At 56.0% G+C, this 20852-nt stretch carries 15 protein-coding genes and 4 tRNA genes; 6 read left to right on the forward strand and 13 right to left on the reverse strand.

Features of this window, described 5'->3' with window-relative positions; translation table 11 throughout:
* Positions 1–16: 16 nt before the first annotated feature.
* Together BJ887_RS04160 and BJ887_RS04165 are read right to left on the reverse strand one after the other, a co-directional pair.
* A complete protein-coding gene (locus tag BJ887_RS04160; protein ID WP_121339340.1) occupies positions 17–349 on the reverse strand; it encodes a gamma-glutamylcyclotransferase family protein in 333 nt (110 codons plus the stop codon).
* Positions 350–402: 53 nt separating this feature from the next.
* Positions 403–478: transfer RNA gene (locus BJ887_RS04165), tRNA-Asn, on the reverse strand.
* 193 nt (positions 479–671) lie between these two features.
* Between BJ887_RS04165 and emmdR the strand changes: the two genes are divergently transcribed.
* Together emmdR and BJ887_RS04175 are read left to right on the forward strand one after the other, a co-directional pair.
* A complete protein-coding gene (gene emmdR / locus BJ887_RS04170; RefSeq protein WP_071605454.1) occupies positions 672–2147 on the forward strand; it encodes a multidrug efflux MATE transporter EmmdR in 1476 nt (491 codons plus the stop codon).
* An 80-nt stretch (positions 2148–2227) separates the two neighbouring features.
* Positions 2228–2303: transfer RNA gene (locus BJ887_RS04175), tRNA-Asn, on the forward strand.
* A gap of 119 nt (positions 2304–2422) precedes the next feature.
* Here BJ887_RS04175 and BJ887_RS04180 read toward each other — a convergent pair.
* The 3 genes from BJ887_RS04180 to shiA form a co-directional block, all read right to left on the reverse strand.
* On the reverse strand, positions 2423–4195 hold the full coding sequence (locus BJ887_RS04180) for an aminopeptidase P family protein (RefSeq protein WP_121339342.1): 1773 nt from the start codon (positions 4193–4195) through the stop codon (positions 2423–2425).
* A gap of 18 nt (positions 4196–4213) precedes the next feature.
* On the reverse strand, positions 4214–5668 hold the full coding sequence (locus tag BJ887_RS04185) for an AMP nucleosidase (RefSeq protein ID WP_014170778.1): 1455 nt from the start codon (positions 5666–5668) through the stop codon (positions 4214–4216).
* Between the two features lie 73 nt (positions 5669–5741).
* Positions 5742–7058, reverse strand: coding sequence for a shikimate transporter (gene shiA, locus BJ887_RS04190; protein WP_121339344.1), 1317 nt, complete (start codon positions 7056–7058; stop codon positions 5742–5744).
* 191 nt (positions 7059–7249) lie between these two features.
* On the opposite strand from shiA, the gene ldtA reads away from it, so the two are divergent.
* Entirely contained in the window at positions 7250–8149 is a 900-nt protein-coding gene (gene ldtA / locus BJ887_RS04195; RefSeq protein ID WP_121339346.1) for a L,D-transpeptidase, read from the forward strand.
* 61 nt (positions 8150–8210) lie between these two features.
* Here ldtA and BJ887_RS04200 read toward each other — a convergent pair.
* Positions 8211–8286, reverse strand: a tRNA-Asn gene (locus tag BJ887_RS04200).
* Between the two features lie 320 nt (positions 8287–8606).
* On the opposite strand from BJ887_RS04200, the gene nac reads away from it, so the two are divergent.
* Positions 8607–9524, forward strand: a complete 918-nt coding sequence (nac, locus tag BJ887_RS04205; protein WP_014170773.1) for a nitrogen assimilation transcriptional regulator NAC — start codon at positions 8607–8609, stop codon at positions 9522–9524.
* A 96-nt stretch (positions 9525–9620) separates the two neighbouring features.
* Entirely contained in the window at positions 9621–10571 is a 951-nt protein-coding gene (cbl, locus tag BJ887_RS04210) for an HTH-type transcriptional regulator Cbl (protein WP_025203722.1), read from the forward strand.
* 285 nt (positions 10572–10856) lie between these two features.
* Here the strand turns inward: cbl and BJ887_RS04215 are convergent, their stop codons facing one another.
* Entirely contained in the window at positions 10857–11465 is a 609-nt protein-coding gene (locus BJ887_RS04215) for a glutathione S-transferase family protein (protein WP_121339348.1), read from the reverse strand.
* Between the two features lie 170 nt (positions 11466–11635).
* On the opposite strand from BJ887_RS04215, the gene BJ887_RS04220 reads away from it, so the two are divergent.
* Complete coding sequence (locus BJ887_RS04220; RefSeq protein WP_121339350.1) at positions 11636–12544, forward strand: LysR substrate-binding domain-containing protein; 909 nt, start codon at positions 11636–11638, stop codon at positions 12542–12544.
* Between the two features lie 43 nt (positions 12545–12587).
* Here BJ887_RS04220 and BJ887_RS04225 read toward each other — a convergent pair.
* The 6 genes from BJ887_RS04225 to BJ887_RS04250 form a co-directional block, all read right to left on the reverse strand.
* Positions 12588–12663: transfer RNA gene (locus BJ887_RS04225), tRNA-Asn, on the reverse strand.
* Between the two features lie 164 nt (positions 12664–12827).
* A complete protein-coding gene (locus BJ887_RS04230; protein ID WP_014170770.1) occupies positions 12828–15017 on the reverse strand; it encodes a TonB-dependent siderophore receptor in 2190 nt (729 codons plus the stop codon).
* Positions 15018–15043: 26 nt separating this feature from the next.
* A complete protein-coding gene (locus BJ887_RS04235) occupies positions 15044–16369 on the reverse strand; it encodes a lysine N(6)-hydroxylase/L-ornithine N(5)-oxygenase family protein (protein ID WP_014170769.1) in 1326 nt (441 codons plus the stop codon).
* On the reverse strand, positions 16366–18108 hold the full coding sequence (gene iucC, locus BJ887_RS04240) for an IucA/IucC family siderophore biosynthesis protein (RefSeq protein ID WP_121339352.1): 1743 nt from the start codon (positions 18106–18108) through the stop codon (positions 16366–16368). The genes BJ887_RS04235 and iucC overlap by 4 nt, the downstream gene beginning before the upstream one ends.
* Positions 18105–19052 (reverse strand): GNAT family N-acetyltransferase, encoded by a 948-nt coding sequence (locus tag BJ887_RS04245; RefSeq protein ID WP_121339354.1) that lies wholly within the window; start codon positions 19050–19052, stop codon positions 18105–18107. Before BJ887_RS04245 ends, iucC begins: the two co-directional genes overlap by 4 nt.
* Positions 19052–20794 (reverse strand): IucA/IucC family siderophore biosynthesis protein, encoded by a 1743-nt coding sequence (locus BJ887_RS04250; RefSeq protein ID WP_121339355.1) that lies wholly within the window; start codon positions 20792–20794, stop codon positions 19052–19054. The genes BJ887_RS04245 and BJ887_RS04250 overlap by 1 nt, the downstream gene beginning before the upstream one ends.
* Positions 20795–20852 lie beyond the last annotated feature (58 nt).

The raw sequence follows: 20852 nt of genomic DNA on the forward strand, positions 1-20852 counted from the left end.
CAGAGAGCCTTTTTTATTACGCAGTACGCGGCTGTAGCTGATAAATCCAGGCGTTGACCTGTTTTCCATCCGGCGTGGTCACATTGACCTCAACCCGATCGTAGCCGTCTTCAAATTCGTCCAGCATTGGCCAGTGTGCACTCAGCCTATCAGAGATAAACAGAAAGCCCTCCACGCGTGGGCCGTCCGGGTGCAGCACTATCCCCGGAAAATCTGCCGCCGCGCCCCAGCCACGTTCGTAAAACGTCCCGGTGACAAAACCGGCCTGCCATTCGCCACCGATGTTTTCAAGAATATGTGCATTCGCGTGACCCGGGCGTAGCGTGCCGTAGACAAACAGAGCGTTCATTTTCCCTCACCAGCAAAGCAAAAAGCCTGCTATAAAAGCAGGCTTTTTAAATTTGGCTCCTCTGACTGGACTCGAACCAGTGACATACGGATTAACAGTCCGCCGTTCTACCGACTGAACTACAGAGGAATCGTTGTGGAGGCTTATCTTAGCGGCGAAAAAAGTTTTGTCAAACCTGATCTTAGCGATTAGCGATCGATTGATGATTCTGTCGACAGTTTGTTGTAAATCCACACATCTTTTTATGGAAAATACTTTGCAGGTTTAGCATTTCTCCCCCATCATTTGAAATGGAGTTTCAACTTTCTCGTTAAGGTCCATTTTGAACGTCACTGCCCCCCTACGCCAGGCGATTATGCGCACGCCATGGTATGCAAAGCGTAAAAGCTATCGTGTTCTGTTCTGGCGTGAAATCACCCCCCTTGCCGTGCCTATTTTCCTGGAAAACACCTGCGTTCTGTTGATGGGGGTGCTGAGTACCTTTCTGGTCAGCTGGCTGGGTAAAGAGGCGATGGCCGGTGTCGGGCTGGCGGACAGCTTTAACATGGTGGTTATTTCGTTCTTTGCTGCCATTGACCTCGGGACGACGGTTGTCGTCGCCTTTAGCCTCGGCAAGCTCGATCCTAAACGTGCGCGCGAGGCTGCCCGACAGTCGCTGATGATCATGACCATTTTCTCGATCGTGCTGGCGGCGGTGATCCACTATTTCGGCAGGGAAATTATCGATTTTGTCGCCGGTGAGGCCACAAATGAAGTTAAAGACCTCGCGCTGACCTACCTGGAAATGACGGTCCTGAGTTATCCGGCTGCAGCCATCGCGCTGATTGGCAGCGGCGCGCTGCGCGGGGCGGGCAACACCAAAATTCCGTTGCTGATAAATGGCGGGATGAACATCCTGAATATCATTATCAGCAGCGTGCTGATCTACGGCGTGTTTTCCTGGGACGGGCTCGGGTTCGTGGGTGCCGGGCTGGGGTTAACGATTTCACGTTATATCGGTGCGGCCGCCATTCTCGGGGTGCTGATGGCGGGGATCACGCCGTCACTGCGCCTTACGCTGAAGAGCTATTTCCGCCCCTTTAACTTCGCCATTATCTGGGAAGTGATGGGAATTGGTATTCCCGCCAGTATTGAATCCGTGTTGTTTAACGGGGGCAAGCTGCTGACGCAAATGTTTGTCGCCGGGATGGGGACTGACGTTATCGCCGGTAACTTTATCGCCTTCTCCATCGCCTCCCTGATAAACCTGCCGGGCAACGCCCTCGGTTCGGCGTCGACCATCATCACCGGTAAACGGCTGGGAAAAGGGCAGATAGGGCAGGCGGAACGGCAGTTGCGGCACGTCTTCTGGCTGTCAACCATTGGCCTGACGCTGATCGCCTGGGGAAGCGCCCCCTTTGCCGGGCTTATGGCCTCTTTTTATACCCACGAAGATGATGTCAAAGAGGTCGTTAAGATCCTGATCTGGCTGAACGCGGCCTTTATGCCCATCTGGGCGGCTTCATGGGTTCTGCCTGCCGGGCTGAAAGGGGCACGCGATGCACGCTTCGCGATGTGGGTGTCGATGCTCGGCATGTGGGGTTGCCGTGTGGTGGTGGGTTACACGCTCGGGGTCATGCTTGGCATGGGGGTAGTCGGCGTCTGGCTGGGGATGTTCCTTGACTGGGCGGTGCGTGGGGCGTTGTTCTACTGGCGTATGGTCAGTGGGCGCTGGCTCTGGAAATACCCGCGAATAAAACAGGAACCAACGACCACAGAATCAACAGAATGCCTGACAAATGCACGAAGTGGAGAATAATTCGGCAAACAGTCAGAAATATGCATTCTGCCTTTGACATCATCGGGGAGCATCGATAATATGCGCCCCGTTCACACGATTCCTCTGTAGTTCAGTCGGTAGAACGGCGGACTGTTAATCCGTATGTCACTGGTTCGAGTCCAGTCAGAGGAGCCAAATTTAAAAAGCCTGCTTTTATAGCAGGCTTTTTGCTTTTCTGCGTTCTGAAAAGGTCCGATGCGACGGGCTTACTGCCGGGTCAGGCGAAACCGCCGCCCGGCACCCACCTGATATTTCTAGTGGTTAACCCCAACCGGCTTCGTCGCCTCAAGCAACCATTGCCGCGCGTCGCTATCGACCAACGGTAACAGGGCCTCACGCACCTGCTGATGATACTCATCCAGCCACTGTTTTTCCTGTTCGTTCAACAGCTGTAACTCGACCTGGCTCAGGTCGATCGGGATCAGCGTCAGTGAGGAAAACGTGCAGAATCCCGGACGGCTTTCGACTATCTCCACCTGGTTTTCAATGCGGATCCCATGGCTGTCCGCCAGATAATATCCAGGCTCGATAGTCATGATGGTGCCGGCCACCAGGGGCCACGGGTTAACTTTTTTGGCGAGACGATGCGGGTTCTCATGGATAAGCAACTGATGTCCTACGCCATGCCCTGTCCCGTGATCGTAATCCAGCCCCATTTCCCACAGCGGGCGACGCGCGAAGGCATCAAGCTGATGGCCCTGGCTGCCGGAGGGAAACTGTAAGGTTATCAACGACAGGAACCCTCTCAGTACGGCGGTGTAGTGCAACTTCTGCTGTGGCGGCACGCTACCCCATGCCAGCGTACGCGTGGCGTCAGTGGTGCCGTTATGGTACTGACCGCCGGAATCATTAAGGTAAAAATGATGATGACCGATGGGCTTATTGCTGGCTTCGCTTGAGTGATAGTGGCACATCGCCGCATTACTGGAGGAGGCGGAGATGGTGGCAAAACTTTGCTCAATAAATCCAGGCTGCTGTTTACGGAACGCAAGCTGCTGCGCCTGCGCTTCCAGCTCCGTCAGCGGTTTTCCTGCCGCCTCACGCAGGGGGACTTCACGGCTTAGCCAGGCCAGGAAATTCACCCAGGCAGCACCGTCCTGGTGATGACACTCGCGGTACCCGGCAAGTTCGACCGGGTTTTTAGTGGCTTTCATCAGAGTGATGGGATCGGTTCGCCAGGCTATTTCGCCCTCTGGCTCAATGGCAAAGCGCAGGGCGACCGGTGCGGAATCGGCATCAACCATCACCCGCTTACCTTGTGACAGGCGCTGGCAGCGTTCGATAAAGGCATCCTGTGGCGCAATCCTGAACGCGTTTCTCACGCTCTCGGGTAGCTCGCTGAGCTTATTGTCGTTAACAAACCACTCCACGCTACCGTCACGGTCAAGAAGGGCAAAGGAGAGGGGAACAGGACTGGATGGGATGTCGGCGCCACGCACGTTCAACAGCCAGGCGATGTTATCCGGCAGAGTCACGGCCAGATAATCGGCATCGTGTGCGGCCAGCACGGCGGCAACGCGCTGGCGTTTGGCGAGGCTGCTTTCGCCACTGACCTCCACCGGCATTTCTCGAATACGTCCCGCCGGCGCGGCAGGGCGATCGTGCCATAAGGTATCAAACGGCGACTGACTGAGCGGAACCAGTTCACAGGGTGTTGCAGACAGTTGCCCGAACTCCGTATTGGTCATCAGCAGTGCTTCAAACCCAATACGCATGCCGGCCCCGGCGTTGGCTGTGAGCCATTCGGCCAGCGGTTCATTGTGCAGATGGTGGATTTCAATTTCATCCATATTGACCTGAAGGCGAGCCTGAACCTGATAGCGGCCATCGACAAACAGCAGGGCTGTGTTTTTCAGAATCAGCGCCAGACCTGCGGAGCCATCAAAGCCCGTCAGCCAGGCCAGCTTTTCATCGTACGGCGCGCAATACTCACTCTGCCAGGCATCCGCGCGCGGCACGATCATGCCATCAAGATTGTTTTCCTGTAGCCACCGGCGCAGGGCCGATAAGCGTGATGGGGTGTGCATGGTGATTCCTTGTTCTGGTTAGCGGAATGGCGGCTCGTTGAAGGTACGTAATTTACGGGAATGCAGCCTGTCACCTTCCGCACGCAGCAAATCAATGGCGCGAATGCCGATTTGCAGATGTTCGGAGATTGCCCCTTCATAGAAACGGTTGGCCTGACCCGGAAGCTTAATTTCGCCATGCAGCGGTTTGTCGGAAACGCACAGCAGCGTGCCGTAAGGGACACGGAAGCGATATCCCTGTGCGGCGATGGTGGCGCTTTCCATATCAATCGCGACGGCACGGCTGAGGTTGAAACGCAGCGCGGAGGCGGAGTAACGCAGTTCCCAGTTGCGGTCATCCGTCGTCACTACCGTACCGGTACGCAGACGCTGTTTAACCTCTTCACCCGGCATACCGCTCACCTCTTTGGTGGCGTCATACAGCGCACGTTGCACTTCGGCGATGCTCGGGATAGGAATATCCGGTGGAAGCACAGCGTCAAGCACATGGTCATCACGCAGATAGGCGTGGGCCAGCACGTAGTCGCCAATCAGCTGGCTTTCACGCAGGCCGCCGCAGTGTCCAATCATCAGCCACACGTCCGGGCGCAATACCGCCAGATGGTCGCAGATGGTTTTGGCATTTGACGGACCAACCCCGATGTTAATTAAGGTGATCCCCTGGCCGTCAGCGGTGATCAGGTGCCAGGCAGGCATCTGGTGTTTTTTCCACGCCAGGTCGGAGATGGCCTGCTCGGGTGCCTCGGTTTCCGCGGTGATCCAGATCCCGCCAGCGCAGGACAGCGCGATGTAAGGGCTATCCGGGTCGAGGATCTGGCTACAGCCCCAACGGACAAACTCGTCGACATAGCGGGTGTAGTTGGTAAACAGTACAAAGGGCTGGAAATGGTCGACGGGCGTCCCGGTGTAGTGACGCAGGCGCGCCAGAGAGAAATCCACGCGGCGGGCATCAAAGTGCGACAGCGGTGAAAATTCTGCCGGGTGGTAGATACCATCCGCCGTCTCATCGCCAATCTGCGACAGCTCGGTGGTCGGGAAATGGCGCGTCAGCCCCGCGCTCATTGAGCGGTCAAGGGTTAATGCCGAACCGTCAATCACATACGGATACGGGATCTCATGCTGTGAAGGTTCAACGGCAATGTGCGCGCCGTAATCCTGATACAACAGCGTGAGTTGCTCTTCAAGATAAGGGCGGAACAGTGCAGGGCGGGTGACGGTGGTGCTGTAGCAGCCGGAGTGGGTAAAGCGTGCGTAGGCGCGCGTTTTCGGCGTGTTAGTCGCGCTGCCGTCCCAGGTGACGGAAAGCGATGGATAAACAAAAAGGCCCTTACTTCTGGCCTTTTCGTCGGGGAGTTTCCCTGTTTCGATATACTCACTGATGGCGCTGCGCAGCGCGTTGACGGACTGTTCATACAGTGCATCGAGTTTTTCCAGTGCCTGAGCCGGGGTCAGGCTGGAGCCCTTATTATTCATCTCTGTCTCCTTGTTCCACAGGTGTGCGACTCTACCCGATAGTATGTCACACGCCTGTGAAACAAAAGTGAGATCAGGTGTGGCTCGTCTCTTTCATCAAGAGCGCCGTCGCCGCTGACAGCAGGCAACCGGCCAGCAGATAAAGTGCCACACTATGCCAGTTGCCGCCGGAGAAGGTCACCAGCGCGGCGGCAATAAATGGCGTAAACCCGCCGCCGACCACGCTTGCCACCTGATAGCCTACGCCCGCGCCGCTGTAGCGATAGCTCGCCCCGAACAGTTCGGTAAACATGGGCTGCTGCACGCAGACCACCATATCGTGGGCGATGTTAGCGAGCATGATGGCAAAGAAGACAATCCAGAAGATCGACTGTGCCTCCAGCGCCATGAAGAACGGCCAGGCGCTGAGGGTGCCAATCAGCGCCCCGGTGATATAGACGCGACGGCGACCAAACCTGTCCGCCAGCCAGGCGAAGCTGGGGATAGTCAGGCAGCTGATCCCGCCGACCAGCAGGCCAATGTTCAGGAACAGCTCGCGGGGCAGACCGAGATTTTGCGTTGAATAATTGAGGGCAAATGCGGTCACGATATACATCGTCAGCAGTTCGCACAGGCGCAGGGCGATAATTTTCAGAAAAGCGCCAGGATGCCGGACAAGCGCTTCCATCACCGGCAGCCGTTTTCTGGCAACGGGCGGTTCTTGCCGCTGTTGTTCGAACTCAGCAGATTCTTCCATGCCGTTGCGGATCCACAGGGCAGCGACAACCAGCACGATGCTGAAGATAAACGGAATGCGCCAGCCCCAACTCAGGAATTGTTCATCGGTGGTGAAGTGGCTCATCAGCGACACCAGCCCGGTGGAGAGCAGCAGACCTACGCCATAGCCCACCTGCACGCCGCTGCTGTAAAACGCTTTCTTGTTCTTCGGGGCACTCTCAACGGATAACAGCGCCGCGCCACCCCATTCGCCGCCTACCGCGAAGCCCTGAATGGCGCGCAGCGTAACCAGCAGCACCGGCGCCCACCAGCCAATGGCGGAAAATGAAGGGAGAACGCCAATCAGCGCGGTGGCGATGCCCATCATCCAGACGGTGAGCATCAGCATGCGTTTGCGACCGAGACGGTCACCGAAGTGGCCAAAGATCACCCCGCCCAGTGGACGAAACAAGAAGCCGACGCCAAAGGTAGCAAACGCGGCGAGCGTACCCATTGCCGGGCTAATCTGGGGGAAGAATTCGCGGTTAAACACCAGCGCAGCAGTAATGCCGTAAAGCAGAAAATCATACCAGTCGACGACGGCACCCGCGAAGCTGCCGAGGGCTGCGCGGCGGGCACGATTGAGCGAAGGTGTCTCCTCGTTGGGATGTGTGGAGGTGAGAGTGGAGTCCATAGTTGTCCTGTCTGCACGTATTTCTAATTATTGGTATAAGAAAAGGTCACTCACATAGCCACCGTCATATAAACGGAACGTATGAGACTACCGCGCCAGGGCGCGTGTGCAAACTGATTTTATTTCCTGATGGGTAATACAAAGCGGCTACGCTATGCTTAGCAAATCGAGGTGCGACTGAGGAAGGGAATATGTGTCGTATAAATGTGTTGAGTTGTCTTGCTGCATTACTTATCAGCCAGAGCGTTCAGGCGGTAAGTTATCCTTTACCGCCGACAGGCAGTCGGCTAGTGGGCACTTCGCAAACCATTACCGTGCCGGATCACAATACGCTACCGCTCGAAGCGTTTGCCGCGCAATACGGGCAGGGTCTGAGCAATATGCTGGAAGCGAACCCGGGCGTGGATCCTTTTTTGCCTAAATCCGGTACGCAACTGGTGATACCCCAGCTGCTGATTTTGCCTGACACCGTCCGCGAGGGAATTATCGTTAATGCGGCAGAAATGCGCCTCTACTATTACCCACCAGGCAGCAATACCGTTGAAGTGTTACCCATCGGCATTGGTCAGGCCGGGCGCGAAACCCCGCGAAACTGGGTCACGGCAGTAGAACGTAAGCAGGAAGGCCCCACCTGGTCTCCTACGCCGAATACGCGCCGCGCCTATGCGGCAGAGGGGAAAACGCTGCCTGCATTCGTGCCCGCCGGGCCCGATAACCCAATGGGACTGTATGCGATTTATATTGGCAGGCTGTATGCCATTCACGGGACAAACTCCAATTTTGGCATCGGACTGCGGGTGAGCCAGGGGTGTATTCGTCTGCGCAATAACGACATTAAATATCTTTTCGATAACGTCCCGGTAGGCACCCGTGTGCAGCTTATCGATCAGCCCGTTAAAGTGACGACAGAGCCGGACGGCAGCCGCTGGGTAGAGGTGCATGAGCCGTTATCACGGAACCGGGCGGAATTTGAATCGACCCGGAAAGTGCCTTTGCCGATATCTGCCTCGCTGCGAACCGAGCTTGTCAACGAGGGGGCGGGCGCGGAACTGGAACGTCGGTCAGGGATGCCGGTTAAGCTCAGCAACTGAGGGCAATTTTACCTGCCGCAGAAAAGTAAAAAGCCTGCTCTAAAAGCAGGCTTTTCAAATTTGGCTCCTCTGACTGGACTCGAACCAGTGACATACGGATTAACAGTCCGCCGTTCTACCGACTGAACTACAGAGGAATCGTGTGAACGGGGCGCATATTATCGACGTCAGCCGGCCTTGTCAAAGGGTGGATCAACGCCTTTTGATCGTTTGCTGACAAAATCAGCAAAATGGCGTTTTTGACGCCGGAATGCACCGTAATGGTGCGCATATACCCCTAATGGGGCAGATCATAAACTGCTGTTTCAGTAATAAAACCGCTGCTTATGATTAGCTTTCCTTATTTTCAGCCGCTTAGCGACAAATCAGACCTCTTCGTAAAACTGGCATTCATATTGCAAAACCCTATCAACAATGAAAAGCCAGTACCGGCACAGCATTTCGAACAGGGGGCAAAATGAACTTAAGACGACTGAAATACTTCGTAAAAATCGTCGATATCGGCAGCCTGACTCAAGCGGCGGAAGTGCTGCACATCGCGCAGCCTGCGCTGAGCCAGCAGGTGGCTACTCTGGAAGGCGAGATGGATCAGCAGCTGTTGATCCGCACCAAACGTGGCGTGACGCCAACGGAAGCAGGCAAAATCCTTTATACCCATGCGCGCACCATCCTTCGCCAGTGCGAACAGGCGCAGCTGGCGGTGAATAACGTGGGCCAGACGCTGAGCGGCCACGTATCCATTGGGCTGGCTCCGGGAACGGCCGCGTCCTCTATTACCATGCCGCTGCTGCAGGCCGTCCGCGCAGAGCTGCCAGAAGTACTGGTTTACCTGCATGAGAACAGCGGTTCTGTGCTGAATGACAAACTTCTTAGCGGCCAGCTGGATATGGCGGTGCTGTACGATCGCTCACCGGTGGCCGGGATCACCAGCCAGCCGCTGCTGAAAGAAGATCTCTACCTTGTGGGCACCCGCGACTGTCCGGGGCAGAGCGTCGATCTGACGGCCGTTGCAGAAATGAATCTTTTCCTGCCGCGTGACTACAGCGCGGTGCGCGTGCGTGTGGATGAAGCGTTCTCCCTGCGCCGCCTGACGGCAAAAATTATCGGTGAAATTGATTCCATCTCCACGCTAACCGCCGCTATAGCCAGCGGTATGGGTGTGACCGTTCTGCCAGAATCCGCAGCACGTTCGCTGTGCAGCGCGGCAAACGGCTGGATGGCGCGCATCACCACGCCTTCGATGAGCTTACCGCTGTCGCTGAATATGTCCGCGCGCGGATCGCTGTCACCTCAGGCGCAGGCGGTAAAAGAGATTCTGATGTCGCTGGTCAGCAAACCGTCTCTGGAGAACCGTGAGCTGCAGCTGGTGAGTTGATATTCCATAAAAGCATAAGATGCTGGTTTTTATTATTTGTTCTGCAGGTCAGCTGACTCTAACAATAGCGTTATGTCAGATGCGCCGGAGTGAATCGTGAATTTCCAGCAACTTAAAATTATCCGTGAGGCGGCCAGGCGGGACTACAACCTGACCGAGGTCGCCAATATGCTTTATACCTCTCAGTCCGGCGTCAGTCGCCATATCCGCGAGCTGGAAGAAGAACTGGGGATAGAGATTTTTATCCGTCGCGGCAAGCGCCTGCTTGGCATGACGGAGCCGGGAAAAGCCTTGCTGACCATCGCTGAGCGGATCCTCAACGAGGCCAGCAATGTACGTCGCCTGGCGGATCTCTTTACCAATGACGCCTCGGGCGTCCTCACTATTGCCACCACCCACACCCAGGCGCGTTACAGCCTGCCGCCGGTGATTAAAGCCTTTCGTGAACTTTTCCCTGACGTCCGTCTGGAGCTTATCCAGGGCACACCGCAGGAAATTGACGTGCTGTTGCAAAACGGTGGGGCAGATATCGGCATTGCCAGTGAACGCCTGAGCAACGATCCGCTGCTGGTGGCTTTCCCGTGGTTTCGCTGGTACCACAGTCTGTTACTTCCCGTCGACCATCCGCTGAATCAGGTTACGCCCCTGACGCTGGAAGATATCGCGAAATGGCCACTGATTACCTACCGGCAGGGTATTACCGGACGCTCGCGCATTGATGAAGCCTTTAACCGCAAAGGCTTAACGCCGGATGTGGTGCTGAGTGCACAGGACTCTGATGTAATCAAAACCTACGTCGAGCTGGGGCTGGGCATTGGTCTGGTGGCGGAACAGTCCGGTGGTGAACGCGAGACGGAGAACCTGGTACGGCTGGATACGCGTCATCTCTTTGATGCCAATACCGTATGGCTCGGCCTGAAGCGTGGACAACTGCAGCGCAACTATGTGTGGCGCTTTATCGAACTCTGCAACGCCGGGCTGTCCGTGGATGAGATTAAACGTCAGGTGATGGAGCCAGAAGAAGTGGCGATTGATTATCAGATTTAAGCCCCTTATAGCACCCGTCGCCGTCGACAAGAAGCACAAGCCTGCAATTAAAGCAGGCTTTTTTATTGAAACCGTTTAATTTCCTGACCGCTTGTTCTCAATAATATCCTGATGAATAACGATACCTTGTGACGTCATAAGATTGCTTTATATTGAAATGTTTCTCATATTTTCCATTGGGTTACATATAAGAATAAATAAAGAAATATGATTCTTTTAGATGAGGATAATATTCCCGTGCGGCAAAAAAGGGCTGAAAAGCCCCATAACACGCCGAGCGAAGCGTTAACTAAAAGGGTATTTTTTAAATGCCGCCTGGTTTTCGAAAACGTCGGCTACCGCCTGAATTCTTTTAAAATCCCCGGCGTTAACGACGTGAGGGATCATTGACTGAATAAATGTCCAGATAACCGTACTGGTGACAGTAACCTGATCGGCCACCGCATTTTCCGGACGGGCTTCCAGCAGCGCGTTCCATTCCCGACAGGCAGCCAGCAGCTGGACGGTAATACGTTCTATCCACGGATTATGTTGTTTCTCCGCCGGGCGCAGGTTGTGTTCGTACACATTTTGCACAGCTTTCTCCGCGGCGGCGAGGATAAAGCCCAGCGTCTGGAGATCGTTCGCCAGTGCATCCGGCGTCACGGGCAGGAGTCTCCGTTCAGGCGCGGCCTGAGCCTCAAAATAATTCAGTATGAGAGACGAGTCCATCAGACGTGTTCCATTCTCCAGAACTAGCGTTGGCGCTTTTACCGCAGGGTTAATCCGGGAAAATTCCTCAAATGAGCTGAATACGGACAACGGCTGGCTTTCAAACGCAACGCCATAAAGTTCCAGGGAGACCGCCACGCGGCGTACATAAGGAGAATCCATCATGCCAATCAGCTCTATCATGATTCCAGTTTTCCTGTCTGTGTGAAATAACGCTTCATTGAAGATGATAAACAGACATTACAATAAATTCGTTATGGCGAATATCATCAGTATTTTACGGCCTGAGTGAGTATTACTGACAGATTGGCCGGTTAGCGTTTATCAGGTTCAGTGTATGAGGGCGTGGTTTCATGTCGGATTTTCCACCTATCGCAAGTTTGCGTAGTTTTGAAGCTGTGGCTCGCCTTGGCAGCGTAACGCTTGCGGCGAAAGAGCTTCACGTTACCCATTCCGCCATCAGCCAGCAGATTAAAGTGCTGGAGGAAATGGTGGGGGTGAAGCTGTTTATCCGTCATGGGCGAGGTGTGCAGATCAACGAAGAGGGGCGTCTCTACGCGTTACAGGTGCGCGAAGCGCTGAATCACATCGCAGATGCCACCCGGTTAGTGCAGGTGAAACCGAGAATACTGGAACTGACGCTGGCGATGGTGCCGTCTTTTGGTTGTCACTGGTTGTTGCCGCGTCTGGCGCTGTTTCGGGAAAAATATCCACACATCACGCTGCGGATCCAAGCCAGTCTGACGATCACCCGCATGCAGCAGGAAGGGATAGATGTGGCGATACGCATGGGGAAAGGTAATTGGGAAGGAAGCGACTGCCATTATCTTTTTTCAGATGAACTGATTGTGGTTGCAGCACCCGGTTATAACGGCGGCGTCCTCCCGGTAACGCCAACTGAGGTGGCGAAGAGTAAAATCATATTCTCCATGGAGTCGTGGAAAACCTGGTGTTTCAATGCGGGACTGGAAAAAGATATTGTGCCCGGCGGGTTATGCATTAACGACTCAAATTTAGTCCTTGAGGCTGTCAGACTCGGTAAAGGTATCGCGCTGGAGCGTCGCTCTCTGGTACAGGATGCCATCACCCGGGGCGAGCTGGTCCAGCTTACCTCTTTCACTGCACCTTATCCCTGGCCTTACTGGCTGGTGACATCGCAGTTAACGGAAGCGAAACCGGAGGTGGCTCTCTTTAGTGAGTGGCTGGATGAGGAAGTGGCGACCTGGCGTCAGGTGACAGGGGCTGTGGAAAGTAACGGCTAACAGAAAGGCAAAAAGCCTGCTTTAAAAGCAGGCTTTTCAAATTTGGCTCCTCTGACTGGACTCGAACCAGTGACATACGGATTAACAGTCCGCCGTTCTACCGACTGAACTACAGAGGAATCGTGTGAACGAGGCGCATAGTATCGACCTCAGTTCGTCTTGTCAAAGGGGGAAAACGCACTTTTCGTTCGTTTGCCGACAATTTCAGCAAATCGCTGATTTTATAGCAAATTTGTGCTGAAATTACACAGCAAATTGCGCCGCCCGCAGGCGGCGCGCAGGATTAGAACAGTACGGAGTAGTTCAGACCAAACGTACGGCCACGGCCTTTATAAGTATACAGACCTGGTGCACCGTAGGTTGGGCTATACAGCCCCGGCGCACGCTGACCCCAGGCGGTGGTGTAGTCTTTGTCCAGCACGTTTTCCACGCTGAAGCTCACTTTACCCACCGGCAGGTCGTAGCTGCCCAGGAAGTCGACCGTGTTATAGCCATCGATCTTCTTACCGTCGGCATCAGACACGTCAAAGGTCTGCGTACTCTGCACGCGCAGGGTCCAGTCGCCCGGTGCCCAGTTGACCCAGGCGCTGGCTTTCGATGGGCTGGCGCTGTCTACCGTCAGCTTCTCCCATTTACCGTTTTCGCGGGTTTCAGACTTAATGGCGTTAAAGTTCGCGCCGGTGCTCCAGTCGCTGTCGGTGAAGAAATAGTCCACCTGGCCTTCAATCCCGTAGATACGACGTTTGTCGTCTTCCAGGTTGATGGTCATGTCCGTTTTGTTGATGGTGATGGTTTTATCCGAGAGCGAGTAGTACGCCGCAACCTGCGTGCGCAGGTTATCGCCGGTGTAGCGCCAGCCCAGCTCATACGCGTTAACCTTAATGCCGTCCAGCGTCGAGTCGTTCACGTTCACGCTGTTCAGCAGGCGATAGTGCCCGTCGACAAGCTGGTAAGTACCGGAGCCGTAGTACTTCGCCAGGTCCGGAATTTCGAAGCCCTGGGAGAAGTTAAACCACAGCTGCTGCTGTTCGGTCAGACGGCCAAGGATCCCGGCGTTGAACAGGAAATTGTTGTAATTGGTTTTCCCGCCCGGTACCGCATCAGCCGATGTGGCTTTCCCGTTAGCGATGGCCTGTTGCTGGGTATAACCAACGAAGTCATCCACCTTGTTTTCAGTGTACTGATAGCGCACGCCGCCGCTCAGGGTAATGGCATCAATGTCGTAGCTGGCCTGCAGGAACGGGGCGAGGTTGGTAATGCTGTAACCCGGGTAACGGCCCACGTTATAGGCGTTCTCCAGATCCATGCCGCCGCTTGCTGCCGCTTTATCCAGGTTGAAGAACTGCTGGTTAGCGTCGAAGGTTTCGTGGTCAGCATCCACACCCCAGGTCAGCGTTAAATCATCCATCGGTTTGCTGTTCAGCGTCAGCTTGCCGCCGTAAAAATCGGTTTTCTGCTGCGACGCACCGATGCTGCTCACCACGCCTTTGGTCAGTGTCGGGAACGGGTAGTAGGTCAGGCTTTCGTCACGATAGTAAATCTGTGCGACCAGATCCTGGCCCCAGAAATCGGTGTTGGAGTACTGCAGGTTAATCAGATGCCGCTCTGTGCCCGGCAGGCGGTCAGAGTTCAGGTTGCCTTTATTGTAGGCTTTGGCATCACCCGTAACCGCGGAGAAGTTTTCCCCGAGGAACAGGCCGTGCTTCCCGTCGGACTCGCTCTTGTAGTATTGCGTCGTAAGCTGCAGCTGCTGGTGATCGTCGATGTTGAGGGTGCCTGTTCCCATCACATCCAGACGGTCGGAATATTGTAATCCGGTCTGGGTGTTATCAATAATCACCTCGTTGCCTTTGCCGTCGTACCAGCCGCCGTAGCGCTGATACGATACTGACAACCGGCCAGAGGCATTGTCGTTGCCGCCGCTCACCGCGGCTGACACGTTCTCATCGTGATCGTTATGGCTGTTAAAGCCACTCTTTGCTCCGGTCTGGAACTCCACTTCGGTATCAGGCTGGCCTTTTTTGGTCACGATATTCACCAGACCGCCGGTACTGCCGCCGCCGTAGAGGGACGTGGCGCCGGAGATCACTTCGATACGGTCAATGTTGAACGGATCGATGGAGTCGAGCTGGCGGCTGTCGCTGCGGGAGGAGTTAAGACGCACGCCATCCACCATCACCATCATCGAGCGGCCGCGCAGGTTCATACCGTAGTTGGTGCGGCCCTGGCTGCTGACGTCCATGCCCGGGATCAGCTGCGCCAGCACCTCTTTAATCTCTTTTCCACCCTGAACCTGCTGTTCAATCTCAGCACGCTCAATAACCCAGGTAGTCTGCGCCATCTCCGCCACGCTGCGGTGCGCGCGGCTGGCGGAGACAACAATATTTTCTTCCTTTTGTTCTTCCGCCCACGCAGAGGTAGAAAGCATTGCAAGCAAGCAAGGATTTAAAACCCAAAGATGAGAACGTTTCATTGTTATGTAGTTCCTGAATGTGTGTGTCAGTACTCGGTGGTTCTTGCTAAAGATTGATAAACCTGGCTGCTGTCCGGGCGGGGAGTGCTACGCCAGTGGATCACGCCAGGGGTGGTGGCCAGCTCAAACGGCTCGTCGTCGTGCGCGCGATTCAGAATTCGCGCGGCGCGCCAGGCCATCAGGCTGAGCTGGGGTTCGGCAATGCCAAGACGGTGCATCCCGGCATTCACGGCGAACAGGCGGTTGCTCTGCGGACCGTCCCATTCAAGGGTGAAATCATTGTTGATGCAGAAGGTTTCGTCGGCGTCCAGACGCAGGCGATGGGAGAGCGGTGCCAGAAACGCAGGCTGCGCGGTGCGATAGCCGGTAGCGAAAATCACCACGTCGGTATCGAGTTGTTCACGGCCGCCGTCAAGGTGATGCTGTAACGTCAGGCGCTTACCGTTTTCCTGCTGCGCGATCGCGGTGACCGAGCGAGAGGGCAGGAGGTGTGCCCACGGTTTTTCCCGCAGCACTTCGAAGCGGTGATACATGGCGCGATAAATCGCCAGCAGAGACTCCGTAGTGATGCCGTCAGAGGTCATCTTCTGCTCGTGCAGCATCTGACGACGCGCCTCTTCGCCAAGCGTAGAGAAGCTGTCTACATATTCCGGTGTGAAATACTCGTTGGCGAAAGCCGCTTCATCCAGCGCGTTATAATTGTTGCGTCGGGAAACCCAGTTCAGGCTCAGTGGCTGACCCCACTCCCCGCGGAAGATATTCAGAAACAGATCCGCACCACTCTGACCTCCGCCGACGACGGTGACGCGTTTACCCGCTAAATCCGGCGTGCGCAGCATCATCTCGCTGGCGTGGAAGCAGCTGTCATCCTGCGCCGGAGCGCAGTCAGGCAGGTTAATCTGTTTGCCAATTCCCACGCAGACGTGACGCGCCAGGAAGCGATCGCGCTGAGTCACCACGTCGAACAGACCGTTTTTTTCATCAAAACTGACCTGCTGTACCTGCTGGCTGAAGGACAGGTTAGTGAGATTTTCCGCGGCCCAGCACAGGTAATCGGCAAACTCTTCGCGAGAAACGGTACGCTGCTCGGTGGTCAGAAAACGATAGAACTTTTTACGCTGCACCAGATAGTTAAGAAAACTGTGGCGATTGGTGGGTTCCACGGCGCTCACCAGATCTTTCAGGAAGCTGGTTTGCATATGGCAGTCCGGCACCATCATGCCAGGGTGCCAGGAGAAATGCGGCTTGCGTTCAAGAAACAGCGAACTAAAACCGTCCAGTCCTTCAGCCAGTGCGGCGATGCTGAGGTTAAACGGGCCAATACCAATGCCGATGAAATCATACGTTTTCATTGCGCTGACTCCTGGGAGACCAGAAAAAGAGGGTTATCAAGATCGGTGACATAGTTCGGCAACATGCGGCTGCCGCCGTCGTGTTCCGAGAAGGTCAGTTTGACCGGGTTGAGGATCACGCGAATAATTTGCGGCTTAAACAGATCAAACTTCGCGAAGCGTTCGGCGAGATCGGGATGCGCGGCCATATAGCGGCGCAATACCTCGGCCAGGATCTGGTAGAAACGGGTTTCGCTGACGCCGCTTTGCAGGGTAAGGCGTGAAATAAACCGCAGCACCGTGACAAAATTACCGGTTTGCAGATCGTGAATGATGTAATCCGCACTCAGGCGCGCCGTGACGGACTTCACCTGTTCAGGCAGGCTTGCTGCCTGCGGGAAATCTTCATCCACCAGGCGCATGTCCCCCTGGAAATCTTTCAGCAGGATGCGTTGCGGGATGGCGTCTTTCATCACCAGCGTCACGTTCTGGCCGTGGGCGATAAGCGCCACGCCGTAGCGGCAGAGCAGGTGATAGAAGGGGATGACCGTCGCGTCAAAGAGCTTTTCCAGCCAGGCTTCAGCGGTCAAACCGGATTGGGCAATCCATGCGTCAATCAAGGGGCGTCCGGCGTTATCGCTCTCCATCAACGCAGCCATCAGCACCGCTTCTTCACCCTGCTGAAGATAACAGGACGGATTTTCGCGCCAGATAACCCCCAGCATCTCCTGATAGCGGTAAGGCGCTTTCGGCAGCGCGGCGTAACCCGGGTGGGAAAGATACCCGGCCGCGGGCTCGCCAAGCACCTGCGCGCCACAGCGAATAAGCGTGGCATCGCTGGCGAACTGCTGCTGTAACCAGCGTGAGGCCAGCGGGCCAGCGGCAATGTACTTACCCGGAATACCGCGATAGCAGGAGGTGTTGTAAATGGTCAGCGGCAGCTTGATGTCAAACGGCGCGCGGCGGCTGGCATTGGTGAGGGTACGCAACGATTGCTGCGCCAGGTACTCGTCGCCAAACTCGCCCAGCTCAACCATTTCGCCGCGCGCGAGTTGCGCCAGGAAATGGACAGCAATCTTTTGTTGCCACTGCCACGGATGCAGCGGCACGGGCAGCCAGTTATCATCAAGATCCAGCGCCTGCCAGCGGGCATCAAACCGGGCGCGCTCGGCGTTATCCATGGCGCTCGCCAGCAGGGTATTGATATCGCAATCAACATCGCTGCTCCAGACCAGGTGCGCACGTTGCACGGCGACCCAGTGCAGGCGAAAACGGCCACGGTATTCCGGAGCATACTGGCGTAGCGCATCCAGCCCCCAGCCGCGGCGTCCCTTGTTAAAGATAAACTTAGGATGGCCGCTCATCAGGCACTGTAATTCGTCCGGGTCGAGATGAATGAGCGCGTCAGCATCCAGCGTTTCGCGCGCCTGTAACAGCTGAATATCACCCCGCAGCGTGGCATAGAGATCTTCCAGATGCTCCGCGGTCTGCGCGTCGCTCATCTCCAGTACCGTCGCAAGCTGCAGCAGTGCAGTTTCTGCGTCCACTGCGTTACCGCTGACGGTGGTCAGGCTCTCGGGGTCGATATGCAGCCAGCCCCAGATCCCGCGCGTGGCCTGGAACTGCCAGGTCTCCGCGCTTATGGTGATTTGCCAGCGATTGTCTGCAAGCTGCCGGGCGCTCAGGGTGCGTTCATATTCCAGCTCGGCGAGGATCTTCGCCACCATGTCGCGGTTCACTTTCTGCCAGTACACGTTCACAGTCCCACCTCGCTGAAGAAGCGGTGACGCTGGTTCATGATGAGGCGCGAGCGTTTATGCGGGAAGTCGAACTCTTTTACGGTCTCGAAACCGGCAGACGAAAGATGGCGGAACAGGCGCTGGTTGTCGAAACGCGGCTCGGCAACGATGCGTGTTGTGCGTGGCTCATCCAGCCACAGATAATGGCTCAGACCGCGCAGCCAGCTGCGGATATACTGCGCGCCGCGCCAGTTTTCTTCCCCAACCAGCATGTGCAGGCCGCGGTCAAACGGCTGCCAGCGATAGTGACGGCCAATACGGTCTTCCGCCGCCCAGTAAATTTCAAAGTAGCCGAACGGCTGGTCATCAAAGCAGCCGATAAGCGGATAACAATAGGTCGAGTCGAGCTGACGGCGCAGGTAATTTTCCTGCTCCGCCTGCGGGCCGGCCATCTCCCAGAAGGCGTTAACGCGCGGGGTGTTCATCCAGCGGGTGAAACGTTCGCCGTCCTGCGCCACATCGGCCACGCGGAAACTCAGGGTGCGTTTAATCTGCGGGTCGTAACGGCGATAGACTTCGCCTTGCGGACGGTGAGGGCGCAGCGGGAAGTAAAGCTGACGGCTTTCATCGAACTGCATGCCGCCGTGGTTCTGGGGCCGTTCTCCCTTCAGCCACAGAGGCAACTGCCAGAACGTTTCGCGCGCCAGATAATCTCCGCTGGCAAGCGTAAACAGCGCCTGCGCCTGCGGTTCATCCTGCCAGGCAGACCAGGGGAGCGTGACGCCGGTCAGTGCCGGTGCGGCGATGAACAGCTGATCCAGCGCGTCGACTAACCAGCCTTCCGGGATACCACTCACGCGCTCAAGCACTGCGCTGCCGTCGAGACCTAACGTCAGGGGTAGAGTGTTCTCCGTTGCGGTGCAGCGAAAGCCATAGCCAGAATGGGCGATATTCGCGTTTGCCATCACGCCTTCTCCTTGTAAAACGGGTTGCTAAAGTCGAAATAGATCACTGCCGGATCGGCGATGGTGTTTTCGTTGCGATCGTGCAGGTAGCAGAAAAAGTTGCCTTTACAGTTCCAGGTTGGGCTGTCGAGCACGTAGTCGAGGCAGCGGGTCTGTTTCGCTGTTTTGCGTAATTCGACCAGTGCGTCACGCACCTGCGCCATCAGGCTCTCTTCGCTGTCGAAACCGGCGGCGGCGAGGGCGGCAGTCACGGCAAGCGTTGAGTTCAGCAGCAGGTAGTAGGGGAAGTAGCGCAGCAGCTGGCTTTCGCCAAAACGGTTTTCCACATCATGTTCACCCGCCTCTTTTAGCCATTCATCGGCCCCTTCAGTCCAGGCGCTGCCCTGACAATCGCGGTAGATCAGCCCGACGGGGAAATCCTGCTGCATCTCAACGAGGATATTTTGCTGGTGCGCCAGCAGAACCAGGCCGTAATCCGCTTCCGCGCTAAACAGCGGAAGTAAAACGCGATCGCAATACGCCTGCACCCAGCAGCGCGCAGCCCCGGCAAGGGGTAAATCCAGGCGCTGGCTCAGACGACGTACCGCCGCAACCAGCAGACTGTCACCTCCGTCCGGTGCCGCCTGCGTCAGGCTCACCAGTACGTTGGTCTGGCTGTCTGGTGTCCCGAACAGCAGGTTCACGCGCAGGGCCATCAGGCTCTCTTCCTGGATGACGCCATTTTCATCACGCAGCCCCGCCCAGCCGTCTTCCTGCATAACACGCAGGGTCGGGTAGCGTGCCTGTAAGGTCTGCCAGCGCGCTGTCTTAGCCAGACGCGCCAGGCGCATACCGCGTTTAACCTCTTTCACCGACAGCGTGCGCACGGAGTTGGTCAGGCGCACGCTGAGGGAAAACTTGATCATGTCGCTGTTGGTTTCGCTGTACAGCGAGCGCGAGGAGCTGGTGGGCAGCCACTGCGCGCCCGCTTCGCCCAAATCCTGCAGGTCGCCGTTAGCCACAAGACGCTGGCACCAGGCCTGACCCAGCAAATGCTCGGCCTGCCACGGATGCATCGGCAGCAGCCAGCAGGTATCGGTGAAGTGACCGAGGAGCTCAGGGGCGCTCTGCGCTGCGAAGCGCAGCAGGCGTTCGCGAAGAGAGACGGCCAGGCTGTCGCCGGCAATCAATTCACGCTTAACCGCAAACCAGCGCAGCGGGAAGCGGGAGGCAAAATCAGGCAAATAGCGGCGCGCTTCACTTTCGTTAAACGGCTCGTGAGATTTGGGGGCCGGGTGAAACGCATGGCCCACCAGCAGCGCCTGTTCTGCTTGCGCAAAATTCAGCGGTTTGTCACGCAGGGTTGCCCAATTGTGGCGCAAATCGATGGCCTGCCAGGTGTGGGCATGGCTTTCAAGGGTGCGTTGCTTAAAGCGAGCCAGCGTTTCGGTATCGAGTGAGCCCTTAACTGAAGGTTTTTCCAGAATTAAGTCAATCAGTTGCGTGAAAGTGACGGCGTCACCGCTGTCGCTGTCGCGCTGGATAAGCGTCGCCGGAAAGTGATACTGATGATGCTGAGTTGGAGAGAAATAGCGTACCGGAACCCGAATGGCCTGGGTTGAAGAGAGCGGAATATGAATCTGCGATAGCTCATCCGCAACGGTAGCGGGGAGATAGCGCCAGTCCTTCGTTTCACGCAACAGGGCGTTCAAAAAACACTGGGCCGCAACGTCTGTACCGGCGGAGCGGGGCAGAGTACGCATAGGTGTACCTCATTCCATGATTGATAATAATTATCGTTATGATATGCATTCTGTTTAC

The organism is Enterobacter sp. WPR_3_1 (assembly GCF_003635055.1).
Classification (GTDB): Bacteria; Pseudomonadota; Gammaproteobacteria; order Enterobacterales; family Enterobacteriaceae; genus Enterobacter; species Enterobacter ludwigii.

Coding starts and splice junctions, on each gene's coding strand:
- BJ887_RS04160 (WP_121339340.1), bottom strand. CDS start 349: ATGAACGCTCTGTTTGTCTACGGCACGCTACGCCCGGGTCACGCGAAT.
- BJ887_RS04180 (WP_121339342.1), bottom strand. CDS start 4,195: ATGCACACCCCATCACGCTTATCGGCCCTGCGCCGGTGGCTACAGGAA.
- BJ887_RS04185 (WP_014170778.1), bottom strand. CDS start 5,668: ATGAATAATAAGGGCTCCAGCCTGACCCCGGCTCAGGCACTGGAAAAA.
- shiA (WP_121339344.1), bottom strand. CDS start 7,058: ATGGACTCCACTCTCACCTCCACACATCCCAACGAGGAGACACCTTCG.
- ldtA (WP_121339346.1), top strand. CDS start 7,250: ATGTGTCGTATAAATGTGTTGAGTTGTCTTGCTGCATTACTTATCAGC.
- nac (WP_014170773.1), top strand. CDS start 8,607: ATGAACTTAAGACGACTGAAATACTTCGTAAAAATCGTCGATATCGGC.
- BJ887_RS04215 (WP_121339348.1), bottom strand. CDS start 11,465: ATGATAGAGCTGATTGGCATGATGGATTCTCCTTATGTACGCCGCGTG.
- BJ887_RS04220 (WP_121339350.1), top strand. CDS start 11,636: ATGTCGGATTTTCCACCTATCGCAAGTTTGCGTAGTTTTGAAGCTGTG.
- BJ887_RS04230 (WP_014170770.1), bottom strand. CDS start 15,017: ATGAAACGTTCTCATCTTTGGGTTTTAAATCCTTGCTTGCTTGCAATG.
- BJ887_RS04235 (WP_014170769.1), bottom strand. CDS start 16,369: ATGAAAACGTATGATTTCATCGGCATTGGTATTGGCCCGTTTAACCTC.
- BJ887_RS04245 (WP_121339354.1), bottom strand. CDS start 19,052: ATGGCAAACGCGAATATCGCCCATTCTGGCTATGGCTTTCGCTGCACC.
- BJ887_RS04250 (WP_121339355.1), bottom strand. CDS start 20,794: ATGCGTACTCTGCCCCGCTCCGCCGGTACAGACGTTGCGGCCCAGTGT.